General features: G+C 65.5%; 21 protein-coding genes. 9 read left to right on the forward strand and 12 right to left on the reverse strand.

All coding sequences use genetic code 11. From position 1 onward, the window contains the following. The first annotated feature begins 54 nt into the window (after positions 1-54). The 3 genes from BLV07_RS08335 to BLV07_RS08345 are packed head-to-tail and all read left to right on the forward strand — an operon-like array spanning position 55 to position 3,673. The gene (locus BLV07_RS08335) at positions 55-501 is read left to right on the forward strand and encodes an endonuclease domain-containing protein (protein ID WP_244551020.1); all 447 of its coding nucleotides are present in this window, start codon (positions 55-57) and stop codon (positions 499-501) included. Continuing rightward, on the forward strand, positions 498-2,906 hold the full coding sequence (pheT, locus tag BLV07_RS08340) for a phenylalanine--tRNA ligase subunit beta (RefSeq protein WP_091882435.1): 2,409 nt from the start codon (positions 498-500) through the stop codon (positions 2,904-2,906). The genes BLV07_RS08335 and pheT overlap by 4 nt, the downstream gene beginning before the upstream one ends. Further along, entirely contained in the window at positions 2,903-3,673 is a 771-nt protein-coding gene (locus BLV07_RS08345) for a sulfite exporter TauE/SafE family protein (RefSeq protein WP_091882438.1), read from the forward strand. Before pheT ends, BLV07_RS08345 begins: the two co-directional genes overlap by 4 nt. A 184-nt stretch (positions 3,674-3,857) precedes the next feature. Here BLV07_RS08345 and BLV07_RS08350 read toward each other — a convergent pair whose 3' ends face one another. Then, positions 3,858-5,252 (reverse strand): flavin monoamine oxidase family protein, encoded by a 1,395-nt coding sequence (locus BLV07_RS08350; protein WP_091882441.1) that lies wholly within the window; start codon positions 5,250-5,252, stop codon positions 3,858-3,860. 192 nt (positions 5,253-5,444) lie between these two features. On the opposite strand from BLV07_RS08350, the gene BLV07_RS08355 reads away from it, so the two are divergent. Then, positions 5,445-6,410: a YiiX/YebB-like N1pC/P60 family cysteine hydrolase gene (locus BLV07_RS08355; protein ID WP_091882445.1), complete on the forward strand. Its 966-nt coding sequence runs from the start codon at positions 5,445-5,447 to the stop codon at positions 6,408-6,410. 260 nt (positions 6,411-6,670) lie between these two features. Here the strand turns inward: BLV07_RS08355 and BLV07_RS08365 are convergent, their stop codons facing one another. Further along, positions 6,671-6,946 carry a metal-sensitive transcriptional regulator gene (locus BLV07_RS08365; protein WP_024338640.1) on the reverse strand — a complete coding sequence of 92 codons (276 nt, stop codon included), beginning with the start codon at positions 6,944-6,946 and terminating at the stop codon, positions 6,671-6,673. A gap of 50 nt (positions 6,947-6,996) precedes the next feature. Between BLV07_RS08365 and BLV07_RS08370 the strand changes: the two genes are divergently transcribed. The 3 genes from BLV07_RS08370 (at position 6,997) to BLV07_RS08380 (ending at position 11,129) form a co-directional block, all read left to right on the forward strand. Further along, positions 6,997-9,459 (forward strand): heavy metal translocating P-type ATPase, encoded by a 2,463-nt coding sequence (locus BLV07_RS08370; protein WP_176945412.1) that lies wholly within the window; start codon positions 6,997-6,999, stop codon positions 9,457-9,459. 177 nt (positions 9,460-9,636) lie between these two features. Next, positions 9,637-10,089, forward strand: a complete 453-nt coding sequence (nikR, locus tag BLV07_RS08375; RefSeq protein WP_091882456.1) for a nickel-responsive transcriptional regulator NikR — start codon at positions 9,637-9,639, stop codon at positions 10,087-10,089. 299 nt (positions 10,090-10,388) lie between these two features. Beyond that, positions 10,389-11,129: a sulfate transporter family protein gene (locus tag BLV07_RS08380; RefSeq protein WP_091882459.1), complete on the forward strand. Its 741-nt coding sequence runs from the start codon at positions 10,389-10,391 to the stop codon at positions 11,127-11,129. Between the two features lie 21 nt (positions 11,130-11,150). Here the strand turns inward: BLV07_RS08380 and nth are convergent, their stop codons facing one another. Further along, positions 11,151-11,903 (reverse strand): endonuclease III, encoded by a 753-nt coding sequence (nth, locus tag BLV07_RS08385; RefSeq protein WP_176945413.1) that lies wholly within the window; start codon positions 11,901-11,903, stop codon positions 11,151-11,153. 22 nt (positions 11,904-11,925) lie between these two features. Here nth and BLV07_RS08390 point away from each other — a divergent pair, with 22 nt between their 5' ends. Both BLV07_RS08390 and BLV07_RS08395 read left to right on the forward strand, forming a co-directional pair. Continuing rightward, on the forward strand, positions 11,926-12,459 hold the full coding sequence (locus BLV07_RS08390) for a DUF2244 domain-containing protein (protein ID WP_091882466.1): 534 nt from the start codon (positions 11,926-11,928) through the stop codon (positions 12,457-12,459). A 55-nt stretch (positions 12,460-12,514) separates the two neighbouring features. Beyond that, positions 12,515-13,411, forward strand: a complete 897-nt coding sequence (locus BLV07_RS08395; RefSeq protein WP_091882470.1) for a methylated-DNA--[protein]-cysteine S-methyltransferase — start codon at positions 12,515-12,517, stop codon at positions 13,409-13,411. Between the two features lie 123 nt (positions 13,412-13,534). Here the strand turns inward: BLV07_RS08395 and BLV07_RS08400 are convergent, their stop codons facing one another. From BLV07_RS08400 to dnaK, 9 genes are all read right to left on the reverse strand, one after another. Continuing rightward, positions 13,535-14,158, reverse strand: a complete 624-nt coding sequence (locus tag BLV07_RS08400; protein WP_091882473.1) for a 2,3-bisphosphoglycerate-dependent phosphoglycerate mutase — start codon at positions 14,156-14,158, stop codon at positions 13,535-13,537. 103 nt (positions 14,159-14,261) lie between these two features. Beyond that, positions 14,262-15,077, reverse strand: a complete 816-nt coding sequence (gene dapB, locus BLV07_RS08405) for a 4-hydroxy-tetrahydrodipicolinate reductase (RefSeq protein ID WP_091882476.1) — start codon at positions 15,075-15,077, stop codon at positions 14,262-14,264. Positions 15,078-15,329: 252 nt separating this feature from the next. Further along, a complete protein-coding gene (locus BLV07_RS08410; protein WP_091882479.1) occupies positions 15,330-15,641 on the reverse strand; it encodes a DUF1330 domain-containing protein in 312 nt (103 codons plus the stop codon). A 24-nt stretch (positions 15,642-15,665) separates the two neighbouring features. Further along, the gene (gene pyrF / locus BLV07_RS08415; protein WP_091882483.1) at positions 15,666-16,376 is read right to left on the reverse strand and encodes an orotidine-5'-phosphate decarboxylase; all 711 of its coding nucleotides are present in this window, start codon (positions 16,374-16,376) and stop codon (positions 15,666-15,668) included. 6 nt (positions 16,377-16,382) lie between these two features. After that, the gene (locus tag BLV07_RS08420; protein ID WP_091883027.1) at positions 16,383-16,961 is read right to left on the reverse strand and encodes an NADPH-dependent FMN reductase; all 579 of its coding nucleotides are present in this window, start codon (positions 16,959-16,961) and stop codon (positions 16,383-16,385) included. Between the two features lie 57 nt (positions 16,962-17,018). Then, the gene (locus BLV07_RS08425) at positions 17,019-17,618 is read right to left on the reverse strand and encodes a class I SAM-dependent methyltransferase (RefSeq protein WP_091882486.1); all 600 of its coding nucleotides are present in this window, start codon (positions 17,616-17,618) and stop codon (positions 17,019-17,021) included. 87 nt (positions 17,619-17,705) lie between these two features. After that, positions 17,706-18,845, reverse strand: a complete 1,140-nt coding sequence (dnaJ, locus tag BLV07_RS08430; RefSeq protein ID WP_091882489.1) for a molecular chaperone DnaJ — start codon at positions 18,843-18,845, stop codon at positions 17,706-17,708. A gap of 27 nt (positions 18,846-18,872) precedes the next feature. After that, positions 18,873-19,007, reverse strand: coding sequence for a hypothetical protein (locus BLV07_RS49710; RefSeq protein WP_283806514.1), 135 nt, complete (start codon positions 19,005-19,007; stop codon positions 18,873-18,875). Between the two features lie 98 nt (positions 19,008-19,105). Then, a complete protein-coding gene (dnaK, locus tag BLV07_RS08440; protein WP_025033017.1) occupies positions 19,106-21,007 on the reverse strand; it encodes a molecular chaperone DnaK in 1,902 nt (633 codons plus the stop codon). Positions 21,008-21,392 lie beyond the last annotated feature (385 nt).

Here is a 21,392-nt window from a genome sequence, read left to right on the forward strand (position 1 = left end):
CCCCCGCTTGCGGGGGAGGGTTGGGGTGAGGGTTTCTCCGCAATGGGGCTGCCGATGGTTGATCCCAAGCATCCGGACTGGAAAGTGTCACCCAGACTGCGCGCCAATGCGCGCGCGCTCAGGCGCAACTCGACCGATGCAGAGCGAATCCTCTGGTCGGAGCTGCGCGGCAACCAGCTGAATGGCGCCAGCTTTCGCCGCCAAGTGCCGATCGAGAACTATATCGCCGATTTCATTTGCCATTCAGCGAAGCTCGTCATCGAGCTCGACGGCGGCCAACACTTCTCGGACGAAGGCGAGCGCGCCGATGCGCGTCGCTCAGCTCTGATCGAAGCCAAGGGCTTCAAAGTGCTTCGCTTCAGCAATCTCGATGTCATGACCAATCGTGCCGGCGTTCTCGAAACAATCGCAGCTACCGTTGCGGAGAGAGCCCCCACCCCAGCCCTCCCCCGCAAGCGGGAGAGGGAGCAGACCGTCCCTGCGGAGAAAAAACAGCCATGAAATTCACTCTCTCCTGGCTGAAGGATCATCTCGAGACCGACGAGCCGCTCGACAAGCTCGCCGATAAGCTCACCATGATCGGGCTCGAGGTCGAGAACATCGAGGACAAGGCGAAGGCACTCAAGCCCTTCACCATTGCGAAGGTGATCTCGGCTGAGCAGCATCCGAATGCGGATCGCCTGCGCGTCTGCATGGTCGACACCGGTGACGGCGGCGCGCCGGTGCAGGTCGTGTGCGGCGCGCCGAATGCGCGGGCAGGACTCGTCAGCGTGTTCTCGCCGCCCGGCACCTACATTCCCGGCAAGGACATCACGCTCGGTGTCGGCACCATTCGCGGCGTCGAGAGCCGCGGCATGCTGTGTTCGGCGGCCGAGCTGCAGATCTCCAACGACCATGATGGCATCATGGAATTGCCCGCGGGCGCCCCGATCGGCGCCGGCTATGCCGAATGGGCCGGGCTCGGCGATCCCGTGGTCGAGATCAACCTGACGCCGAACCGGCAGGACTGCACCGGCGTGCACGGCATCGCGCGCGACCTTGCCGCCGCCGACATGGGCAAGTTCAAGGACCCCACGATCAAGCCGATCAAGGGTGAATTCCCCTGCCCCGTGAAAGTGACGGTCGAAGACGCCACGCTGTGCCCGGGCTTCGCGCTGCGCCTCGTGCGCGGCGTCAAGAACGGGCCATCGCCGGAATGGCTGCAGAAGCGGCTGACCGCGATCGGGCTGCGCCCGATCAACGCGCTGGTCGACATCACCAATTTCATGACCTTCGATCGCGCGCGGCCACTGCACGTGTTCGACGCCAAGAAGGTGAAGGGCAACCTCGTCGTGCGCCGCGCCCGCGAGGGCGAGACGCTGCTCGCGCTCGACGGCCGCACCTACAATCTCGATCCCGCGATCTGCGTGATCGCGGACGAGCACGGCGTCGAATCGCTCGCCGGCATCATGGGTGGCGAAGCTTCCGGCTGCGACGAGAACACCACCGACGTGCTGATCGAATCGGCGCTGTGGAACGAAATCAACATCGCCCAGACCGGCCGCAAGCTCGGCATCAATTCGGATGCGCGCTACCGCTTCGAGCGCGGCGTCGATCCGGCCTTCATGGTGCCGGGGCTCGAGCTCGCGACCAAGCTGGTGATGGAGATGTGCGGCGGCACGCCGTCGGAGACCGTGGTGGTCGGCAAAGCCTTCGGCGACGACCGCGTAATCGATTTCCCGGTCACCGAGGTCAAGCGTCTCTCCGGCATCGAAGTGCCGCAAGCAGAGATGAAGCGCATCCTGACCCATCTCGGTTTCATGATGGCGGGCCCGGGCCCGGTGGTGAAGGTCGCAGTTCCCTCCTGGCGCACCGACGTGCACGGCAAGGCCGACATCGTCGAGGAGATTGTCCGCATCTTCGGCGTCGACAAGGTGCCGGAAACGCCGTTCGAGCGCGGCGAGGACGCGCGCAAGCCGGTGCTGACACCGCTTCAGCTCCGCACCCGCCGCGCGCGGCGCGCGCTGGCAAGCCGCGGCATGGTCGAGTCGGTGACCTGGTCGTTCATCGCAAAACCTGCGGCAAAATTGTTCGGCGGCGGTCAGCGCGAGCTCGAAGTCGCCAACCCGATCGCGTCGGACCTGTCCGACATGCGCCCGACCCTTTTGGCGGGCCTGATCGCCGCGGCGCAGGCCAATGCCGATCGCGGCTTTGGCGATGTCGCACTGTTCGAGGTCGGGCAGCTGTTCAGGGGCGACCGCCCGCAGGATCAGTTCATGGCGGCGAGCGGCGTGCGCCGCGGCGTTGCTTCTTCGGAAGGTCTGGGACGGCACTGGTCCGGTTCGGCGCAGGCTGACGTGTTCGATGCCAAGGCGGACGCGCTGGCGGTGCTCGCCGCTGCGGGCGCGCCGATGCAGGCGCTTCAGATCGTCGCCGGTGGTCCCGGCTGGCTGCATCCGGGACGCTCGGGCACGATCCAGATCGGCCCGCAGAACGTGCTTGGCCATTTCGGCGAGATGCACCCGCGCGCGCTCGAGGCGCTCGGCGCCGACGGCCCGTTGATGGTGTTCGAGGTGATTCTCGACCGCATCCCCGAGGCGAAGAAGAAGCCGACCCGTGCCAAGCCTGTGATCGAGCTGTCGGCGTTCCAGCCGGTCTCGCGCGACTTCGCCTTCATCGTCGATCGTACCGTTAAGGCCGGCGACATCGTGCGCGCCGCGCAAGGCGTCGACAAGAAGCTGATCACCGGCGTGAACGTCTTCGACGTCTACGAGGGCAAGGGCATCGACGACGGCAGGAAGTCGATCGCGATCGCGGTGACCATCCAGCCGCGCGAGAAGACGCTGACCGACCAGGAGATTGAGGCTGTGGCCGCGAAGGTCGTTGCCGAGGTCACGAAGAAGACCGGTGGCACCTTGCGGGGATGAGTCTCACCGACTTTCTTCCCAAGGACGTCAGCCTCACCATTGCGATGGCGCTCTGCGCCGTCGCTTTCGTTTCGGGCACCGCCCGCGGCTTCTCCGGCTTCGGCGCGGCGCTGATCTTCATGCCGCTGGCGAGCAGCATCGCTGCGCCGCGGCTCGTGGCTGCACTGCTGCTCGTGATCGATTTCGTCGCGGCCGCGCCCCTCTTGCGCGATGCCTGGCGCAAGGCGGACCGCAGGGCCACTGCCGTGATCGTGTTGGGCGCGCTGATCGGCGTGCCCCTTGGCACCTATTTCCTCAGCGTGCTCGAGCCCGTCACCACGCGCTGGATCATCTCCTGCTTCGTTGCCGCGCTGCTGCTCCTGCTGCTGTCGGGCTGGCGCTATCACGGCAAGGACCACGCCTGGCTCTCGGTCGGCATCGGCGGCCTCTCCGGCTTCTGTAGCGGGCTGGCGCAGACCGGCGGCCCGCCGATCGTCGGCTATTGGCTCGGGCGCCCGATCGCGCCGATCGTCGCGCGCGCCAACATCGTGCTGTTCTTCGGCGCGTCGGATTTCTTCTCGATGGTCAGTTACGCGACGACGGGCCTGATCTCGCGCGAGTCGCTCGTGCTTTCGATGATCGTCGGCCCGGTTTACGCGCTCGGCGTCGCGTTCGGCGCCTCCTTGTTTGGCCGCGCCAGCGAGAGGGTGTTTCGCGGCATTTGCTACGCGCTGATCGCGCTGGCGGTGATTGCGGGGCTGCCGGTGCTGGATGGGGTGTTGCGCTGAACCATCCTCGCGTCGTCCTGGCGAAAGCCAGGACCCATTACCCCGGTCAGCATTTTTAGCCCGGGTTGGTGACCACCAGCCGTCGCCACACCCCTCCCTGGGGTAATGGGTCCTGGATCTGTGCTCCGCCCTGGACAACGCTACGCGTTGCCAAGAGCTGCGCTTGTCCAGGACGACGACTGAATCAATTCCGCGGCGGCCTCGCCCTACGCTTCTTCGTCGACTGTGTCGGCACGTCCGCGGGCTCGTCCTTGAGCGCGCCGATCTTGCGCAGCGCGGCCTCCGCGGCGCGTTCGCCGCTTTCCCAGGCGCCGTCGACCGTACCCCACAGCGTGTCATGCGTGGCTTCGCCGGCGAGGAACAGGTTGCCGATCGGCTCCGCCAAAACCCTTCGCGAGAGCTGGCCGCCGGGCGAGGCCGCCGACATCGCGCCCATGACATAGGGCGAGGCATTCCAGCGCGTCGCGCTGCTCTTCTGCACAGCGGCCGCAGCCTCGCTGCCGAACAGTTTGGTGATCCACTCCTTCGCGAAAGCCGTCATCGCCTTCTCGCCCTGCTCGGCGAGATCGCGGCCGAACGAGCCGCCCACGTCGACCGAGCACAGCGAGGAGCCGCCGATATTGGCGAACATGCGGGCCGTGCGCGTCGAGTTGCTCTGCTCGATGAGGATGTCGTCGCGCGACAGTCCGAGCGGATTGCCCGGCAGTTGCAGCACGATGTGATCATAGCTGCCGAGGGTGAGCTTCGATGCCGCGTCTAACGTGCGCTTCGGAATGTCGGGCGCGAACTTGATCGCGCCTGAGGTCAGCACGTTGGTCGAGACCGTGATGATGGCGGCGCGGGCGGCGATCTTGCCGCTCGGGGTCTCCACGCCGACGTCGCGATTGCTCCAGACGATCCGGCTCGCCGGCGTCGACAGCGCCACCGGCGCCTGCTCGCCGAGTTTCGCGATCAGCGTCCCCAGACCCTGGCGGCAGGCGATCGCGCCATTGCGGTCCTGCGCGCGGGTCTTGTCGATCGCCGAAAGCTCCTTCAGATCCTTGCCCGCAAAGCCCGCGCCCAGCATGAACTCGGCCGCGCCGGCCCAGTCGCCGAGATCCTTCGGCAGCACGGAGGCACAGGAAGTATCCAGCTTGCCGCGCGCGGCGTCGTCGATGGCGCGGTTGGCGCGGACCAGCGCGGCCAGGAACTCCTCGGTCTCGCCGGCGCGCGCATTGCGGCGGCCGATGCGCATCTTCTGACCTGACGGGGCCGGCAGCACGTCGAGCCCGGCGCTGCGCGCCAGCCGGATCATCGGATTGGTCTCGGGATTGTGCATCCAGCGCGCGCCGCGGTCGAACGGCGTGCCGAAAGTCGTGCTGTCCGTGATGCAACGGCCGCCGATCTGGGCCGCCGCTTCCACCACCACAACCTTGCGGTTGGCGGCCATGATGCGCCGCGCTGCGGCAATTCCCGCAACCCCCGCGCCGATCACGACGATATCAGCCTCCCGCGGCGGGGTCGCGGCGGTTGCTCGCAGCACCGGCATCGCGGCAAGGGCCGCCGACGCCGAAAGGAAACCGCGGCGCGTGATTGTCATGTCATGGTTTCCGGGGACTTGCGGCAAACGGGAACAGCCCGCGAACCTTGCCGTATCTGATGTTGCGCAGCAACCATCATGGTGAATCAATCGTGCTTGATCTCACAGAGTGATGAACCGAATTGCAACACGTTTCGACCATGATAGAGAAGGGAAAAAGACGGCCGGAAAAGGCCGTGGGGGGAGTTCGAAATGGGGACGGTCCTGGACTCAGTCGGCAAGCTGATTGCCGCGTACCTCTCGAAGGAGGTGCCGGGCTACGAGCCGTTCACGCCGAGCGACCCGGAGCACCTGCGCGGCGTCATCGAGCCCGGCGACGTGCTGCTGGTCGAGGGCAACAACCGCATCTCCGGCATTATCAAATACCTGACGCAGTCGACCTGGTCGCATGCTGCGCTCTATGTCGGTCCGATCGAGGGCGCGGAAGAGGCGGACGGCGAGCCGCATGTGCTGATCGAGGCCAATATCGGCGAGGGCGTCACCTCGGCGCCTTTGTCGAAATATTTCCCCTATCACACCCGCGTCTGCCGCCCGGTCGGACTGTCCTATGAGGACCGCACAACCGTCTGCCGCTATGCGATCAACCGCATCGGCTTCGGCTACGACACCAAGAACATCGTCGACCTCATGCGCTTCCTGTTCCCGCTGCCGGTGCCACAGCGCTGGCGGCGGCGCATGATCGCGCTGGGATCGGGCGATCCGACCAAGATCATCTGCTCGGCGCTGATCGCGCAGGCGTTCGACGCGGTGCGCTACCCGATCCTGCCGAAGATCACCAAGGCCGGCAGCCGCGCCGCTCGCCGCGAGATCCTGCACATCCGCGATTCCTCGCTCTACATGCCCCGCGACTTCGACATCTCGCCCTATTTCGAAGTAGTCAAACCCACCATCGTGCACGGCTTCGACTACACGGCCTTGCACTGGGCCGACAAGCAGAAGCCGCTCGAGGAGGTGGCGGGCACATTCAGTGTGTTTCCAGAAACGCTCCGTGCGCCGCCGCTCGTTCCTGAAGCGATTGACCAAGAGACGCCGGCTGAGATTTCGGTTGAGGAAGTGAGCAAGCAACCTGCCGAGATCGCCGGCCATGTGCCGCTGCTGAAGAGGCTGGCGATGTACCGCCCGCGACGGCGAGGCCGGGCAAGAGAGAGGGCGGCGTAGCTCCACTGTCGTCCCGGCGAAGGCCGGGACCCATTACCCCAGGGAGCAGTTTGGCGAAGACTCCTCGTTCGGTACGCCTACCGAGCGCAATCGATAGATTCCGCGGTATGGGTCCTGGCTTTCGCCAGGACGACGCAAGAGGAGTTATCTCGCGTCCCTCTCCACAGTCATTGCGAGCGCAGCGAAGCAATCCAGACTGCCGCCGCGTCGACAGTCTGGATTGCTTCGTCGCAAGGGCTCCTCGCAATGACGGTGAGAGCCTACCGCTCCGCCCGTCCGATCACCGCCATCAGCTCCGCGATCTTCTCGCGCTGATCGGCCTTGTCGCCGCTGGCGATGGCGTGCTCGACGCAATGGGCGACGTGATCCTTCAGGATCTCCTCCTCGACCCGGCGCAGCGCGGCGCGCACCGCCGAGATCTGCGTGACGATGTCGATGCAGTAGCGGTCTTCCTCTACCATTTTCGAGAGGCCGCGAACCTGGCCCTCGATCCGGCCGAGACGTTTTCCGACAGATGCCTTGATGTCCTTGCGCATGCGGCCTATATACCCCTACCGGGTATAGGTTGCAAGGCCGGAGCATGGAAATGAACAGCAGCGAAGACAAGCATCATCACGACGCCACAGATGGACATTCGGGGTGTGGTTGCTCCGCCAAGGCCACGCCTGCAGCGGCCGATCCGGCGTCCTCCTGCTGCGGCGGACACGGCGATCAGGCCGGCCACGCCCATCATCACACGCATGACCATGGCGATGCCGCGACGAAGGTTCTCGATCCCGTCTGCGGCATGACGGTCGATCCCGCGACGTCGAAGCACCACCTCACACATCATGGCGAGACTTTCCATTTCTGCTCGGCCGGCTGCCGCACCAAATTCGCCGCCGACCCCGCCAAGTACCTCGCCAAGGACGGGGCGCCCGAGCCCGAGATGCCCGCGGGCACGATCTACACCTGCCCGATGCACCCCGAGATCCGCCAGGTCGGCCCCGGCACCTGCCCGATCTGCGGCATGGCGCTGGAGCCGGAAGTCGCGAGCCTCGAGACCGGGCCCAATCCGGAGCTTGCCGACATGACGCGGCGGTTCTGGATCGGCGGCGCGCTGGCGCTGCCGGCCGTGGTGCTGGAGATGGGCGGCCATCTTGCAGGCCCGCACAACTGGATGGACCAGACATTGTCGAACTGGATCCAGCTCGTCTTCGCCACGCCCGTGGTGCTGTGGGCCGGCTGGCCGTTCTTCGTCCGCGGCTGGCAGTCGCTGGCAACGCGCAACCTCAACATGTTCACGCTGATCGCGATGGGCACCGGCGTCGCCTATGTCTACAGCATCATCGGCACCGTCGCGCCGCAGATGTTCCCTGACACCTTCCGTGGCCACGAGGGGGCGGTCGCCGTCTATTTCGAGGCGGCTGCCGTCATCACCGTGCTGGTTCTGCTCGGCCAGGTGCTGGAGCTGCGCGCCCGCGATGCGACCTCGGGCGCGATCAAGGCGCTGCTCCAGCTCGCGCCGAAGACCGCGCGCCGCGTCGATGCCGATGGCAGCGAGCATGAGGTCGAGATCGATACGCTGCATGCCGGCGACCGCTTGCGCGTTCGTCCCGGCGAGAAGGTGCCGGTCGACGGCGTGATCCTCGAAGGCCGTTCCTCGCTCGATGAATCGCTGGTCACGGGCGAATCGATGCCGGTCACCAAGGAGAGCGGAGCCAAGGTGATCGCCGGCACGCTCAACCAGTCCGGCAGCTTCATCATGCGCGCCGACAAGGTGGGACGCGAGACGCTGCTGTCGCAGATCGTGCAGATGGTCGCCGACGCGCAGCGCTCGCGCGCGCCGATCCAGCGGCTGGCCGATCAGGTCGCCGGCTGGTTCGTGCCGACGGTGATCGTCGTTGCTCTCGCCGCCTTTGCGGCCTGGTCGTGGTTCGGGCCGGAGCCGCGGCTCGCTTTCGGCCTCGTCGCTGCGGTCAGCGTGCTGATCATCGCCTGCCCCTGTGCGCTCGGACTTGCGACCCCGATGTCGATCATGGTCGGCGTCGGTCGCGGCGCGCAAGCCGGCGTGCTGATCAAGAACGCCGAAGCGCTGGAGCGGATGGAGAAGATCAACACGCTGGTGGTCGACAAGACCGGCACGCTGACCGAGGGCAAGCCCAAGGTGGTGGCGATCGTGCCAGCTGCCGGCTTTGCTGAGGATGATGTCCTTCGCCTCGCCGCCAGCGTCGAGCGTGCCAGCGAGCATCCCCTGGCCGACGCGATCGTGGGCGCGGCAAAAGAGAAGCAGCTCACTCTTGGCCAAGTCGAGCATTTTGACTCGCCGACCGGCAAGGGCGCGACCGGCAAGGTCGACGGCAAGACCATCGTGCTCGGCAATGCCAGATATCTGACGTCGATCGGCATCGACACCAAGGCGCTCGATGCCGAAGCCGAGCGGCTGCGCGACGACGGCGCGACCGTGATCAACATGGCCGTGGACGGCCGGCTTGCCGGCCTGTTCGCGATCGCCGATCCGGTCAAGGCCTCGACCCCGGAGGCGCTGAAGGCCCTTGCGGCCGAAGGCATCAAAGTCATCATGCTGACCGGCGACAACCGCACGACGGCACAAGCGGTGGCGCGCCGGCTCGGCATCGCCGATGTCGAGGCCGAGGTGTTGCCGGACCAGAAGAGCGCGGTGGTGACCAAGCTGCAAAAGGCCGGCCGCAGCGTCGCAATGGCCGGCGACGGCGTCAACGACGCGCCGGCGCTGGCGGCGGCCGAAGTCGGCATCGCCATGGGCACGGGCACCGATGTGGCGATGGAGAGCGCCGGCGTGACGCTGCTCAAGGGCGATCTCGTCGGCATCGTGCGGGCGCGAAGACTGTCGCAGGCGACGATGAGCAATATCCGCCAAAACCTGTTCTTCGCCTTCATCTACAACGCCGCCGGCATCCCGATCGCGGCCGGTATCCTCTATCCGGCCTTCGGCGTGCTGCTGTCGCCGATCATCGCCGCGGCGGCGATGGCGCTGTCCTCGGTGAGCGTGGTCGGCAACGCGTTGCGCTTGCGCGCGACGCGACTGTGAGGATGGCGCACCCTCTCGCCTCGCTCGCGGAGCGAGGTAAGGTGTGCGTAGCCTGGATGGAGCGAAGCGAAATCCGGGTTCTGTCTGCATAGAGATTGTCCCGGATTGCGCTTCGCTCCATCCGGGCTACACACGAATGAGCCAGCGTCATCCCGCGGCACGCACGGAGAGCATCTGATGCAGCGAATTACGATCACGATCGAGGATGATCTGCTGGCAGAGATCGACGCGGCGGCGGAAGCACGCGGCTACCAGAACCGCAGCGAGATCATCCGCGATCTCGCACGCGCCGGCCTGCAACAGAGCACCGAGGACACGGCGCAGACCGGCCCCTGCGTCGCCGGCCTCGTCTATGTCTACGACCACGCCGCGCGCGATCTCTCAAAACGCCTGGTACAGGAATTCCACGGCCATCACGACCTCGCGCTCGCGACCCTGCACGTCCATCTCGACGACAACAATTGCATGGAGATGACCGCGCTGCGCGGCGCGGCCTCCGAGGTCAAGCATTTCGCCGATCACATCATCGCCGAACGCGGCGTGCGCTACGGCCGCGTGGTGATGATCCCGACCGGCGAGGGCAAGCACGTGAAGGCGCGGAAGCACGGGCACGGTCATCGGCATGAGTAGGCTACTCTAGGAGAGCGTAGCGGCTCTTACCCTCCCCTGGAGGGGGAGGGTCGATCGCGCGCAGCGCGAGCGGGGTGGGGTGACGGTCTCTCCGCAACGAACAGTGCCCGAGTGGAGAGATCACCCCACCCCGTCACGCAATCTCGCTTCGCTCGATCACGTGCCGACCCTCCCCCTCCAGGGGAGGGTAAGCAAGAATTCGCGCCGCGTTCGCAGCCGATGGCGGCGGAGCCGCCCGCCCTTGCCGAAGCCGCATCGGGTGTCTACCTCTCGCGGGTGGTTTCGGGAGAGGGTGCCCCATGCTGGATGCCGCCGTGAAGGCGTTGTCGCAAATGATCTCGCCGCCGATGCGCTCGATCTTGTGGCGATCGATCGGGCTGGCGCTGGTGCTGATCACCGTGCTGGCGATCGGCCTGCAGCGGCTTCTCAGCTGGTTTGCGACCTCTGGTGAGGTCTGGCTGGAGGGTCTGCTTGGGCCGGGCTGGCACTCATCGCTCGAGGTCCTCTCGTGGATCGTCTCGATCGCGGCCGGCCTCGGCGTCGTGTTCGGCGGCATTTTCCTGATGCCCGCGATCACCTCGTTGGTGGCGAGCCTGTTCGTCGACGACGTCGCCGACATCGTCGAGCGTGAGCATTATCCCGCCGAGCGGCCCGGTGTCGCGCTGCCGTTCAGCCAGGCAATCCTCGAGGGGGTCAAGACCGCATTGCTGACGATCCTGGTCTATCTCGCCGCTCTGCCGCTGGTGCTATTCGCCGGTGCCGGCTTCCTGATCTTCTTCCTCGCCGCCGCCTGGCTGCTCGGCCGGGAATATTTCGAGCTCGCGGCCATGCGCTTCCGCCCGCCAGAGGAAGCGAAGGCAATGCGGCGCGACAACGCCGCGATCATCTTCACCGCCGGCCTGTTCATCGCCGCCTTCGTCTCGATTCCGATCGTGAATCTGGCAACGCCGATCTTCGGCATGGCCTTCATGGTCCATATGCACAAGCGCCTGTCCGGCTCGCGGCCCGAGCTGATCGAGCCGGCGCGACAGATGCGGTGACGTGCCCGACGCGGCACTGCCTCAGACTGTCTTCTCCGGCCACCGGCAGAGATCGTTGATCAGGCAGACCTCGCAGCGCGGCTTGCGCGCGAGGCAGGTGTAGCGGCCGTGCAGGATCAGCCAGTGATGGGCGTGCCGCATGAACTCGGCCGGGATCACCTTTTCGAGACCGAGCTCGACCTCGAGCGGTGTCTTGCCCGGCGCAAGCCCGGTACGGTTGCCAACGCGGAAGACATGCGTGTCGACCGCCATGGTGTGCTCGCCAAAGGCCATGTTGAGCACGACGTTCGCAGTCTTGCGTCCGGCGCCGGGCAGCGACTCGATCCCGGCGCGCGTGCGCGGCACCTCGCCGCCGAACTCGCTGAGCACTTTTGCCGATAGCGCAATGACGTTCTTTGCCTTGGTGCGATAGAGGCCGATGCTCTTGATGTATTCGCGCAGGCGCTCCTCGCCGAGGTCGAGCATCTTCTGCGGGGTGTCGGCCACCTCGAACAATGCGCGCGTCGCCTTGTTGACGCCGGCGTCGGTCGCCTGCGCCGACAGCACCACGGCGACCAGCAGCGTGAACGGATTGATGTGCTCAAGCTCGCCCTTCGGCTCCGGATTGGCCTTGCGGAAACGGCTGAAGGCCTCGTGAATTTCGGCGGGCGTCCAGGGTTTTGCGGCTTTGCGCGACCTTTTCGCGGGCGGTTTCGGCTTTGCCGCGGCCGGTTTTGCCTTCTTCTTCGGCACGGCCGCTTTGCGCGGAGCCGGCTTGCGGGTGATTTTCGCCATGATCGGGATATACTGAGGGACGATGAGCACAGGCAACGAAATTGAGCGCAAGGGCTCTGAAGATCAGCGCGAAGTGCAGATCTTCTCCGCGCTGCTGACGCCACACCGCTCGCTGAACCGCACCGGCTTCCTCGCCGTGATGCTGTTCCTGAGCGTCGTCAGCTTCGTCACGGGCCTTGCCTTCCTGATGATGGGGGCCTGGCCGGTATTGGGCTTCTTCGGGCTCGACGTTCTCGTGATCTGGTGGGCCTTCAAGGCCAATTTCCGCGCGGCACGGGCCAGCGAGGAGATCGTGATCACCCCTTCCGAATTGCGGGTGCGCCGCATCAGTGATCGCGGCCAGGTCGTCGAATGGACGTTCAATCCGCTCTGGGTCCGGCTCGACATGGAGATCGACGAGGATTTTGGCATCGAGCATCTCTATCTGATCTCGCGCGGTCACCAGATCCAGATCGCCCGCTTCCTGGGACCGGACGAAAAGTCGAGCTTTTACAAAGGCTTGATAGAGGCGCTGAACGCCGCCAAGCGCGGCCCGACCTACAATCCGATCACCTGATTCCAGATCAGAAATCGGGTGGTTTCGCACCCTTCCCCCTCCTACATTTCCGGTCATGATGACACTCGCCATACATGACCAGCGCCTGGCCAAGCCGGGCCCCCAGAACGCCGCGCTGCGCGACTATGATTCCGTGCGCCGGGCGATCGCGTTCATCTCGGAAAACTGGCGCGCGCAGCCGACCATCGAGGCGATGGCCGATGCGGCCGGCGTCACGCCCGATGAGCTGCACCATCTGTTCCGCCGCTGGGCCTCGATCACGCCGAAGGCCTTCATGCAGGCGCTCACCCTCGACCATGCCAAGGGGCTGCTCAGGGACTCCGCGAGCATCCTCGATGCGGCGCTCGATTCCGGCCTGTCAGGCCCGGGCCGCCTGCACGATCTCTTCGTCACCCACGAAGCGATGTCGCCCGGCGAATGGAAGAACGGCGGCGCCGGATTGACGCTGCGCTACGGCTTCCATCCCTCGCCGTTCGGCACCGCGATCGTGATCGCGACCGACCGCGGCCTGTCGGGCCTCGCCTTCGCCGACCACGGTGAGGAGAAGGCCGCGCTTGCCGACATGACGCGGCGCTGGCCGAAGGCCACTTATGTGGAAGATCACGACGGCACCGCGCCGCTGGCAGCGCGCATCTTCGACCCCAAGCTGTGGCGGCCGGATCAGCCGCTGCGCGTGGTCCTGATCGGCACCGATTTCGAGGTGCGGGTATGGGAGACGCTGCTGAAGATCCCGATGGGCCGCGCGGTGTCCTATTCCGACATCGCCTGCAACATCAACAGCCCGAAGGCCTCGCGCGCCGTCGGCGCTGCGGTCGGCAAGAACCCGGTCTCGTTCGTCGTGCCCTGCCACCGCGCCCTCGGCAAGAGCGGCACGCTCACCGGCTATCACTGGGGCATCACCCGCAAGCAGGCGATGCTGGGCTGGGAGGCCGGGCGGGTGGGGGTGCAGTAGATCGCCGTCCCGGCGAAGCTGCCGTAGGGTGGGCAAAGCGAAGCGTGCCCACCATGCATCAGCGATTGCGGAAGAATGGTGGGCACGGCGCTGTGCGCCTTTGCCCACCCTACGGGATCGTCATTACCCGGCCAGATCCAGCTTCGAGGCCACGGTCGAATCCGCATTCAGCCGGTAGATGATCGGCACACCGGTCGCCAGCTCGCGCTTCAAGATGCCTTCGGGCGAGAGCTTTTCCAGCACCATGATGAGCGCGCGCAAGGAGTTGCCGTGGGCGGCGACCAGCGTGCGCTTGCCGTTGAGCACGCCGGGCAGGATCTCCTGCACGTAGTACGGCAGCGCCCGTGCCAGCGTATCCTTCAGGCTTTCGCCACCGGGCGGCGGCACGTCGTAAGAGCGGCGCCAGACATGCACCTGCTCCTCGCCCCACTTCTTGCGGGCATCGTCCTTGTTGAGGCCGGAGAGATCGCCATAGTCGCGCTCGTTCAGCGCGAGGTTCTTCGAGGTCGGCAGGCCTTCCTGCCCGAGCTCGCCGAGGATGAGGTCGAGCGTGTGCTGCGCGCGCGTCAAGACCGAGGTATAGGCGACGTCGAACACGAGGCCCTGCGCCTTCAGCTTGCGGCCGGCTTCCCTGGCCTCGCTCACGCCGAGCTCGGTGAGGTCAGGATCCTTCCACCCCGTGAACAGGTTCTTCAGATTCCATTCGCTCTGGCCGTGCCGCACGAGCACGAGAAGACGTTCGCTCATCAACTGCTTTCCATCTAGTTTATTGTTCTGAGCATGACCTCGTCGGAAAACCGCTTCGCACTTTGCGCTAACGCGGCCCTTCGGGTCCGGATCATGCTCTTGTTCAGATGTCGGACAGGCCGAGCACGTCGGCCATGGAGTAGTGCCCCGGCGCCCTGCCATGCGCCCATAGCGCCGCCTTGAGCGCGCCATGGGCGAACAGCATGCGGTCCTCGGCGTGATGCGACAGCGTCAGGCGTTCGAACTGGCCGAGGAAGCTGACACTGTGATCGCCGGCCACGGTGCCGCCGCGCAAGGAGGCAAAGCCGATGTCGCCGGGCCGGCGCGCGCCGGTGATGCCGTCGCGGCCGCGCGCGGCGTGTTCGTCGAGCTGAATGCCGCGCCCGCTAGCTGCTGCCTGGCCCAGCATCAGCGCGGTGCCCGAGGGCGCGTCGACCTTCATGCGATGATGGGTCTCGACGATCTCGATGTCGAAACTCTGGTCCAGCGCCTTGGCGACGCGCTTGACCACGGCGGCAAGCAGGTTGACGCCCAGACTCATATTGCCGGATTGCACCACGACGGCGCGGTTGGTCACGCTCTTGATCACGGCGTTATCGGAGGCCGACAGCCCGGTGGTGCCGATGACATGGACAAGGCCGCGCTGGGCGGCGATCGCGACATTGGCGATGGTCGCGGCCGGCACGGTGAAATCGAGGATGCCATCAGCATCCTTGGACATTGCCCAGAGATCGGCGGAGAGCGTGATGCCGTTGGCCGGCAGGCCTGCGAGCACGCCGGCATCCTTGCCGAGCAAGTCCGAGCCCGGCGCCTCCAGCGCGCCGGCCAGCACCGCACCTTTGCTCTCGGCAATCGCCCGCGTCAGCGCGCGGCCCATCCGGCCGCCAGCCCCAGCAACAATCAAGCGCATGTCGGACATGGTGTGATCCTCTCTGGGGCCGTTGTAGCGGGGGGAGGCAGTTCCGGCAACCGAGGGGGATCAGAGGCCCGCTCCCACCCTCCCCTGGAGGGGCAGGGTCGGCACGCGATCGAGCAAAGCGAGATTGCGTGACGGGGTGGGGTGACGGTCTCTCCGCAACCAACCGTGCCCGAGCGGAGAGATCACCCCACCCCGCTCGCGCTGCGCGCGATCGACCCTCCCCCTCCAGGGGAGGGTAAGAAAGATCGTGCCTCAGCCGTCCGATGGCTGCGGGCCGTCATAGCCCTCGATGATGATGAGCTCGGCGATGGAGTGCGGCTGGCGCACCTTGATGTTGGCTTGGTATTCCGGCGAGTTGTAGCAGGCGAGCGCGGTCTCGTAGTCCGGGAATTCGATCACGACGTTGCGGTTGCGGCTGGCGCCTTCGACAGTGGTGAACTTGCCGGCGCGAACGACGAAGCGACCACCCCATTTCTTGAAGATTGGACCGTTGGCGACGGCATAGGGCTTGTAGCCCTCGTCATTGCTCACATCAACGCGCCCGATCCAGTAGCCTTTTGCCATTGTTCTTCTCTCCCTGGTTGTTGCTCAGCCGAGCGCTTGCGCGATCTCGGCCTGGATGGCGTCGGCCGCGGCCCTTGGGTCGGCGGCCTCGAGGATCGGACGTCCGACGACGAGATAATCGGCACCTGCGGCGATCGCACGACCCGGCGTCATGATCCGTTTCTGGTCGCCACTCGGCGCGCCCGCGGGGCGGATGCCTGGCGTGACGAGGCTCATCTGGTGACCGACGATCTTTCGCAGGGCGCCCACTTCCTCGGGCGAGGACACGAGGCCATCGACACCGAGCACCTGCGCCTGTTGGGCGCGGGCCTCGACCAGCTCGGAGACGCCGAGCCGATATCCGGCCGCGTGCAGATCGTCGTCGTCGTAGGAGGTCAGCACGGTGACCGCGAGAATCTTCAAGCCCGAGCCGCCACGTCCCTCGACGGCCGCCTTCATGGTCTGCGGATAAGCGTGGACGGTAAGGAAAGTCGCCCCCAGCTTGGCGACACTCTCGACACCGCGCATCACCGTGTTGCCGATGTCGTGCATCTTGAGATCGGCAAATACCTTCTTGCCCTTGTCGGCGAGCTTGCCGATCAGCGGCAGGCCGCCGGCATAGGCGAGTTGGTAGCCGATCTTGTAGAAGGTGACGCTGTCGCCAAGCTTTGCGACCATCGCCTCGGCAGCCTCCGGGCTCGACAGGTCGAGCGGGACGATCAGGCGGTCTTTCGGGGCGATCTCGGCTGGCGTCATGTCACCTCACATCATGCGTTGGGAAATGTCGATCAACTGCCGCACCAACTGCTTCAACGCGGCGATATCGCCCTCGTTCTTCAGCCTGTCCATATCGTCATAGGCCTGATCGGCAAAGGCAAGCGTGAGCTGGCTGGCAATCACATGGGCGTGGCAGGAGGTCAGGATCAGCCGCAACGCCTGCAGCGCACGGGCCGCGCCCAGCCGGCTCTGCGAGGCGCCGGCGAGCGCGAAGACGCGGTTGCGGAACACGTCGCCGCGCGCCTCGTGCAGATCGTGCACGAGGCTGACCCAGTCGATCGCGTTCTTCAGTAGCGGCGGCACCGATGCATTGTATTCGGGCGTGACGATCAGCACGCCGTGATGGGCGCCGATCATGCGCTTGAGATTGATAGCGTGCTTGGGCACGCCGGATTTGGCCTGGAGATCGCCGTCATAGATCGGCAGCGGAAAATCAGCGAGCGAGATGCTGGTGACGTCGACGCCGGCCTGGTCGAATTCATAGGCTGCGAGCGCTGCCAGCTTCGCATTATGCGAGCCGGTGCGCAGCGAGCCGGGAATGACCAGGATCTTGGGAGCTGACATCCAATCCAATGCGTTCGGCGAAACGAGCCCGCCGCGCAAAAAGAGGAGCCGGCGGAATTAGTCCTTGCGATACACCCAGACGCGGGCCGGCGGAAGGTTCATCCAGATCCGTTCCGAGGCCTCTGTGGACACGCCGGGCAGCGATTTCGGGATCGGCGGCACCACCGCATACGTGAACTGGATGAACGGCGCACCGGGCGCCAGCGCCGTGAAGGCGTCGCGGATGAGCCGCAGCCGCGTCAGCATCGGTTTTGTGACAAGCGGCAGGCCGGAGACGACCGCGGAGGCCGGCGCGCTCAAGACATTCCAGAGCGTGTCGCGCAAGCGATAGGCATCGCCCTGCACCACCTTGGCCTGCGGGTAGCGGTCGCGCAGCAGGGCGCAGAAGCCGGGATTGTACTCGACAAGGACGAGGCGCTTCTGGTCGATGCCGCGCTCGATCAGAGCCGAGGTGATGGCGCCGGTGCCGGGCCCGAGCTCGACCACCGGAGCGTCGGAATCGATATCGACGTAATGGGCCATGGTCCGGGCCAGAAGCTTGCCCGACGGCATCACCGCGCCCATGTGAAGCGGCTTTTCGATCCAAGATCTGAGAAAGCGCACCTCGTCATCAAGACGAGGCTTCTTCAACGCACGCGCGGACGATGGCAATGGCATGTCAGGACCGGACGGGACCGCGGGACGCGGCGTGTCAGAAAATGGTCATAAAGACGTATAGGCCGAAGGCGGCACGGTCAAGACACGTCAACTCGCCCGGTTGCCGAAGAAATCCTTGACCTTGGCGAAGAATCCGTCGGATTCCGGCTGGGTGTTGCCGGAGGAGAGCTTTTCGAACTCGGCCAGCAATTCCTGCTGCTTCTTGGTGAGGTTCTGCGGGGTCTCGACCACGACCTGGACGTACATGTCGCCCATCTGGCGCGAGCGCAGCACCGGCATGCCCTTTGATGCAATGCGGAAACGACGGCCCGACTGGGTTCCGGCGGGCACCTTCACCTTCGCCTTGCTCTTCTCGATCGTCGGCACCTCGAATTCGCCGCCAAGGGCGGCCGTCACCATCGAGATCGGCACGCGGCAATGCAGATCGGCGCCGTCGCGCTGGAAGAACTGGTGCTGGGCCAGCGACAGAAAGATGTAGAGGTCGCCGGGCGGGCCGCCGCGGACCCCGGCCTCGCCCTCGCCGGCGAGCCTGATCCTCGTGCCGTCCTCGACCCCTTGCGGAATATTGACTGACAACGTGCGCTCGCGGGTGACCCGGCCCTGTCCCGCGCAGGACGGGCAGGCATCCTCGATCGTCTGGCCGCGGCCCTGGCAGCCGGGACAGGTGCGCTCGAGCGTGAAGAAGCCCTGCGACTGCCGCATGCGGCCCGCGCCGCCGCAGGTCGAGCAGGTCTTCGGCTTAGTGCCGGCCTTGGCGCCGATGCCCGAGCAGGCCTCGCAGGTGACCGAGACCGGAATCTCGATCTGCGCGGTCTTGCCGCCAAAGGCTTCCTCGAGCGTGATCTCCATGTTGTAGCGCAGGTCGGCGCCACGCTCGCGGCCGCCGCGGCTGCGCTGTCCGGCCATGCCGAACAGGTCTTCGAAAATGTCGGAGAAGGAGGAGGCGAAGCCCGCGCCGAAACCGGCACCGCCGCCGCCGAAGCCGCCGCCCTGCTCGAACGCGGCGTGGCCGTAACGGTCGTAAGCGGCGCGCTTGTCCTTGTCCTTGAGGATCTCGTAGGCCTCGTTGATTTCCTTGAACTTGACCTCGCTGGTTTCATCCCCGGGATTGCGGTCCGGATGGAATTTCATCGCCAGCTTGCGGAACGACGATTTCAGCTTGGATTCGTCGGCGTCGCGTTCGACTTCGAGGGTCTCGTAGTAGCAGCGCTTGGTGGACGTGGACATGTCGGACTCGGTCTATCCAATCGCGAATCAAGTCGGGGCGAAACGACGCCGCTGCGCAACGACATAGGCAGCCTTGATATAGGCGGCCTTGCGCGTCGCGGCAGAGGGCAGCGTAGCAACATTGAGCATAACGGCTGGGAATTGATTGATCGTAACGAGCATCTGTCCCGCCCGTCCCGACACGTTGGCCTCCCCCGCGAGGGAGGAGGCCTTTAGCGCGTCTGGGGTCCAAGCCGTCCGCATCGTCACCCTCTTGGGGTTTAAGCGGACTTCTTGTTGTTCTTGTCGTCGTCGACCTCGGTGAATTCCGCGTCGACGACGTCGTCCTTGGCCGCATCCTTCTTGGCGTCGGCCTCGGCCTGCTGCTTGTACATGGCCTCGCCGAGCTTCATCGACGCCTGGGCCAGCGTTTGGGTCTTGGCCTTGATCGCCTCGGCATCGTCGCCCTTCAGCGCTTCCTTGAGGTCGCTGACGGCATCCTCGATGGCGCGACGCTCGCTCTCGGCGACCTTCGAACCGTGCTCGGCCAGCGCCTTCTCGGTCGAATGCACCAGGCCATCCGCCTCGTTCTTGGCGGTCACCGCCTCGCGGCGCTTCTTGTCCGCCTCGGCATTGGCCTCGGCGTCCTTGACCATCTTCTCGATGTCGGCTTCCGACAGGCCGCCCGAGGCCTGGATGCGGATCTGCTGCTCCTTGCCGGTGGCCTTGTCCTTGGCCGAGACGTTGACGATGCCGTTGGCGTCGATGTCGAAGGTCACCTCGATCTGCGGCATGCCGCGCGGGGCCGGCGGAATGCCCATCAGGTCGAACTGGCCGAGCATCTTGTTGTCGGCCGCCATTTCACGCTCGCCCTGGAAGACGCGGATGGTGACCGCGTTCTGGTTGTCCTCGGCGGTCGAGAACACCTGGCTCTTCTTGGTCGGGATCGTGGTGTTGCGGTCGATGATGCGGGTGAACACGCCGCCCAGCGTCTCGATGCCCAGCGACAGCGGGGTCACGTCGAGCAGCAGCACGTCCTTGACGTCGCCCTGGAGCACGCCGGCCTGGATCGCGGCGCCGATCGCCACGACTTCGTCCGGGTTGACGCCCTTGTGCGGCTCCTTGCCGAACAGCTGCTTCACGACTTCCTGGACCTTCGGCATGCGCGACATGCCGCCGACCAGCACGACTTCGCCGATCTCACCGGCGGTGACGCCGGCGTCCTTCAGCGCCTTGCGGCAGGGCTCGACCGTTTTCTGGATGAGGTCGTCGACCAGCGCCTCGAACTTGGCGCGGGTGAGCTTCATCGTCAGATGCTTCGGCCCGGTCTGGTCCGCGGTGATGAAGGGCAGGTTGATCTCGGTCTGCGTCGTCGAGGACAGCTCGATCTTGGCCTTTTCAGCGGCTTCCTTCAGGCGCTGCAAAGCGAGCTTGTCGTTGCGCAGGTTGATGCCCTGCTCCTTCTGGAATTCGTCGGCGAGATAGCCGACCAGGCGCATGTCGAAATCTTCGCCACCGAGGAAGGTGTCGCCGTTGGTCGACTTCACCTCGAACACGCCATCGCCGATTTCGAGAATGGAGATATCGAAGGTGCCGCCGCCGAGGTCGTACACCGCGATGGTGCCGGCCTTGGTCTTGTCGAGGCCATAGGCAAGCGCGGCCGCGGTCGGCTCGTTGATGATGCGCAGCACTTCGAGGCCCGCGATCTTGCCGGCGTCCTTGGTCGCCTGGCGCTGCGCGTCGTTGAAGTAGGCGGGAACGGTGATGACGGCCTGGTCGACCTTCTGGCCGAGATGGGCCTCCGCGGTCTCCTTCATCTTCTGCAAGATGAACGCCGAGACCTGCGAGGGCGAGTAGGTCTGGCCGTCGGCCTCGACCCAGGCGTCGCCGTTGGAAGCCTTCACGATCTTGTACGGAACGAGCTTCTTGTCCTTCTCGACCATCGGGTCGTCGTAGCGGCGGCCAATGAGGCGCTTCACTGCGAAGAAGGTGCGCTCGGGATTGGTGACGGCCTGACGCTTGGCCGGCTGGCCGACGAGGCGCTCGCCGTCATCCGTGACGGCGACGATCGAAGGCGTCGTGCGCATGCCTTCGGAATTCTCGATGACTTTGGCGTTCTTGCCATCCATTACGGCGACGCACGAGTTCGTGGTGCCGAGGTCGATCCCAATGACCTTTCCCATGGTCCTGATATCCTTCTTTTTGCGGCAGGTTGGCTGGGCCCAGAAGGCACCCGACCGAAACCCCCTAAGATCAAACATCCGCGATATTGCGATGATTGAGGCTCATATAGGAGGGGGGGAGGGGCCCGCAAGGACCGAACGCAAGTTTCGGCCGCGAAAACATCGGGTTTTGGAAGATCATATCCGGGCTCAACCACCCTTGCGGGTGAGGAAATATTAACAGGTTCAGGCCTCGGCAAGCCCCCGCTATGGCAGTCCGCCCCACCCTGTTGCGGCAAGGCCAAACCCGCTAAAAGGCGGTCCGGCCGGCAACCGCAGCGCAGCTGCTCCGCGCGACAAAGCGGCCCAATGGCCGACCATCGAACGGCCTCAATGTGAACCAATC

This window comes from Bradyrhizobium sp. Rc2d (assembly GCF_900099855.1).
Classification (GTDB): domain Bacteria; phylum Pseudomonadota; class Alphaproteobacteria; order Rhizobiales; family Xanthobacteraceae; genus Bradyrhizobium.

What these genes read in the sequence shown, in the direction of transcription:
- BLV07_RS08335 (WP_244551020.1), top strand. Translation starts at nt 55, where the DNA reads ATGGTTGATCCCAAGCATCCGGACTGGAAAGTGTCACCCAGACTGCGC.
- pheT (WP_091882435.1), top strand. Translation starts at nt 498, where the DNA reads ATGAAATTCACTCTCTCCTGGCTGAAGGATCATCTCGAGACCGACGAG.
- BLV07_RS08345 (WP_091882438.1), top strand. Translation starts at nt 2,903, where the DNA reads ATGAGTCTCACCGACTTTCTTCCCAAGGACGTCAGCCTCACCATTGCG.
- BLV07_RS08350 (WP_091882441.1), bottom strand. Translation starts at nt 5,252, where the DNA reads ATGACAATCACGCGCCGCGGTTTCCTTTCGGCGTCGGCGGCCCTTGCC.
- BLV07_RS08355 (WP_091882445.1), top strand. Translation starts at nt 5,445, where the DNA reads ATGGGGACGGTCCTGGACTCAGTCGGCAAGCTGATTGCCGCGTACCTC.
- BLV07_RS08365 (WP_024338640.1), bottom strand. Translation starts at nt 6,946, where the DNA reads ATGCGCAAGGACATCAAGGCATCTGTCGGAAAACGTCTCGGCCGGATC.
- BLV07_RS08370 (WP_176945412.1), top strand. Translation starts at nt 6,997, where the DNA reads ATGAACAGCAGCGAAGACAAGCATCATCACGACGCCACAGATGGACAT.
- nikR (WP_091882456.1), top strand. Translation starts at nt 9,637, where the DNA reads ATGCAGCGAATTACGATCACGATCGAGGATGATCTGCTGGCAGAGATC.
- BLV07_RS08380 (WP_091882459.1), top strand. Translation starts at nt 10,389, where the DNA reads ATGCTGGATGCCGCCGTGAAGGCGTTGTCGCAAATGATCTCGCCGCCG.
- nth (WP_176945413.1), bottom strand. Translation starts at nt 11,903, where the DNA reads ATGGCGAAAATCACCCGCAAGCCGGCTCCGCGCAAAGCGGCCGTGCCG.
- BLV07_RS08390 (WP_091882466.1), top strand. Translation starts at nt 11,926, where the DNA reads ATGAGCACAGGCAACGAAATTGAGCGCAAGGGCTCTGAAGATCAGCGC.
- BLV07_RS08395 (WP_091882470.1), top strand. Translation starts at nt 12,515, where the DNA reads ATGATGACACTCGCCATACATGACCAGCGCCTGGCCAAGCCGGGCCCC.
- BLV07_RS08400 (WP_091882473.1), bottom strand. Translation starts at nt 14,158, where the DNA reads ATGAGCGAACGTCTTCTCGTGCTCGTGCGGCACGGCCAGAGCGAATGG.
- dapB (WP_091882476.1), bottom strand. Translation starts at nt 15,077, where the DNA reads ATGTCCGACATGCGCTTGATTGTTGCTGGGGCTGGCGGCCGGATGGGC.
- BLV07_RS08410 (WP_091882479.1), bottom strand. Translation starts at nt 15,641, where the DNA reads ATGGCAAAAGGCTACTGGATCGGGCGCGTTGATGTGAGCAATGACGAG.
- pyrF (WP_091882483.1), bottom strand. Translation starts at nt 16,376, where the DNA reads ATGACGCCAGCCGAGATCGCCCCGAAAGACCGCCTGATCGTCCCGCTC.
- BLV07_RS08420 (WP_091883027.1), bottom strand. Translation starts at nt 16,961, where the DNA reads ATGTCAGCTCCCAAGATCCTGGTCATTCCCGGCTCGCTGCGCACCGGC.
- BLV07_RS08425 (WP_091882486.1), bottom strand. Translation starts at nt 17,618, where the DNA reads ATGCCATTGCCATCGTCCGCGCGTGCGTTGAAGAAGCCTCGTCTTGAT.
- dnaJ (WP_091882489.1), bottom strand. Translation starts at nt 18,845, where the DNA reads ATGTCCACGTCCACCAAGCGCTGCTACTACGAGACCCTCGAAGTCGAA.
- BLV07_RS49710 (WP_283806514.1), bottom strand. Translation starts at nt 19,007, where the DNA reads ATGCTCGTTACGATCAATCAATTCCCAGCCGTTATGCTCAATGTTGCT.
- dnaK (WP_025033017.1), bottom strand. Translation starts at nt 21,007, where the DNA reads ATGGGAAAGGTCATTGGGATCGACCTCGGCACCACGAACTCGTGCGTC.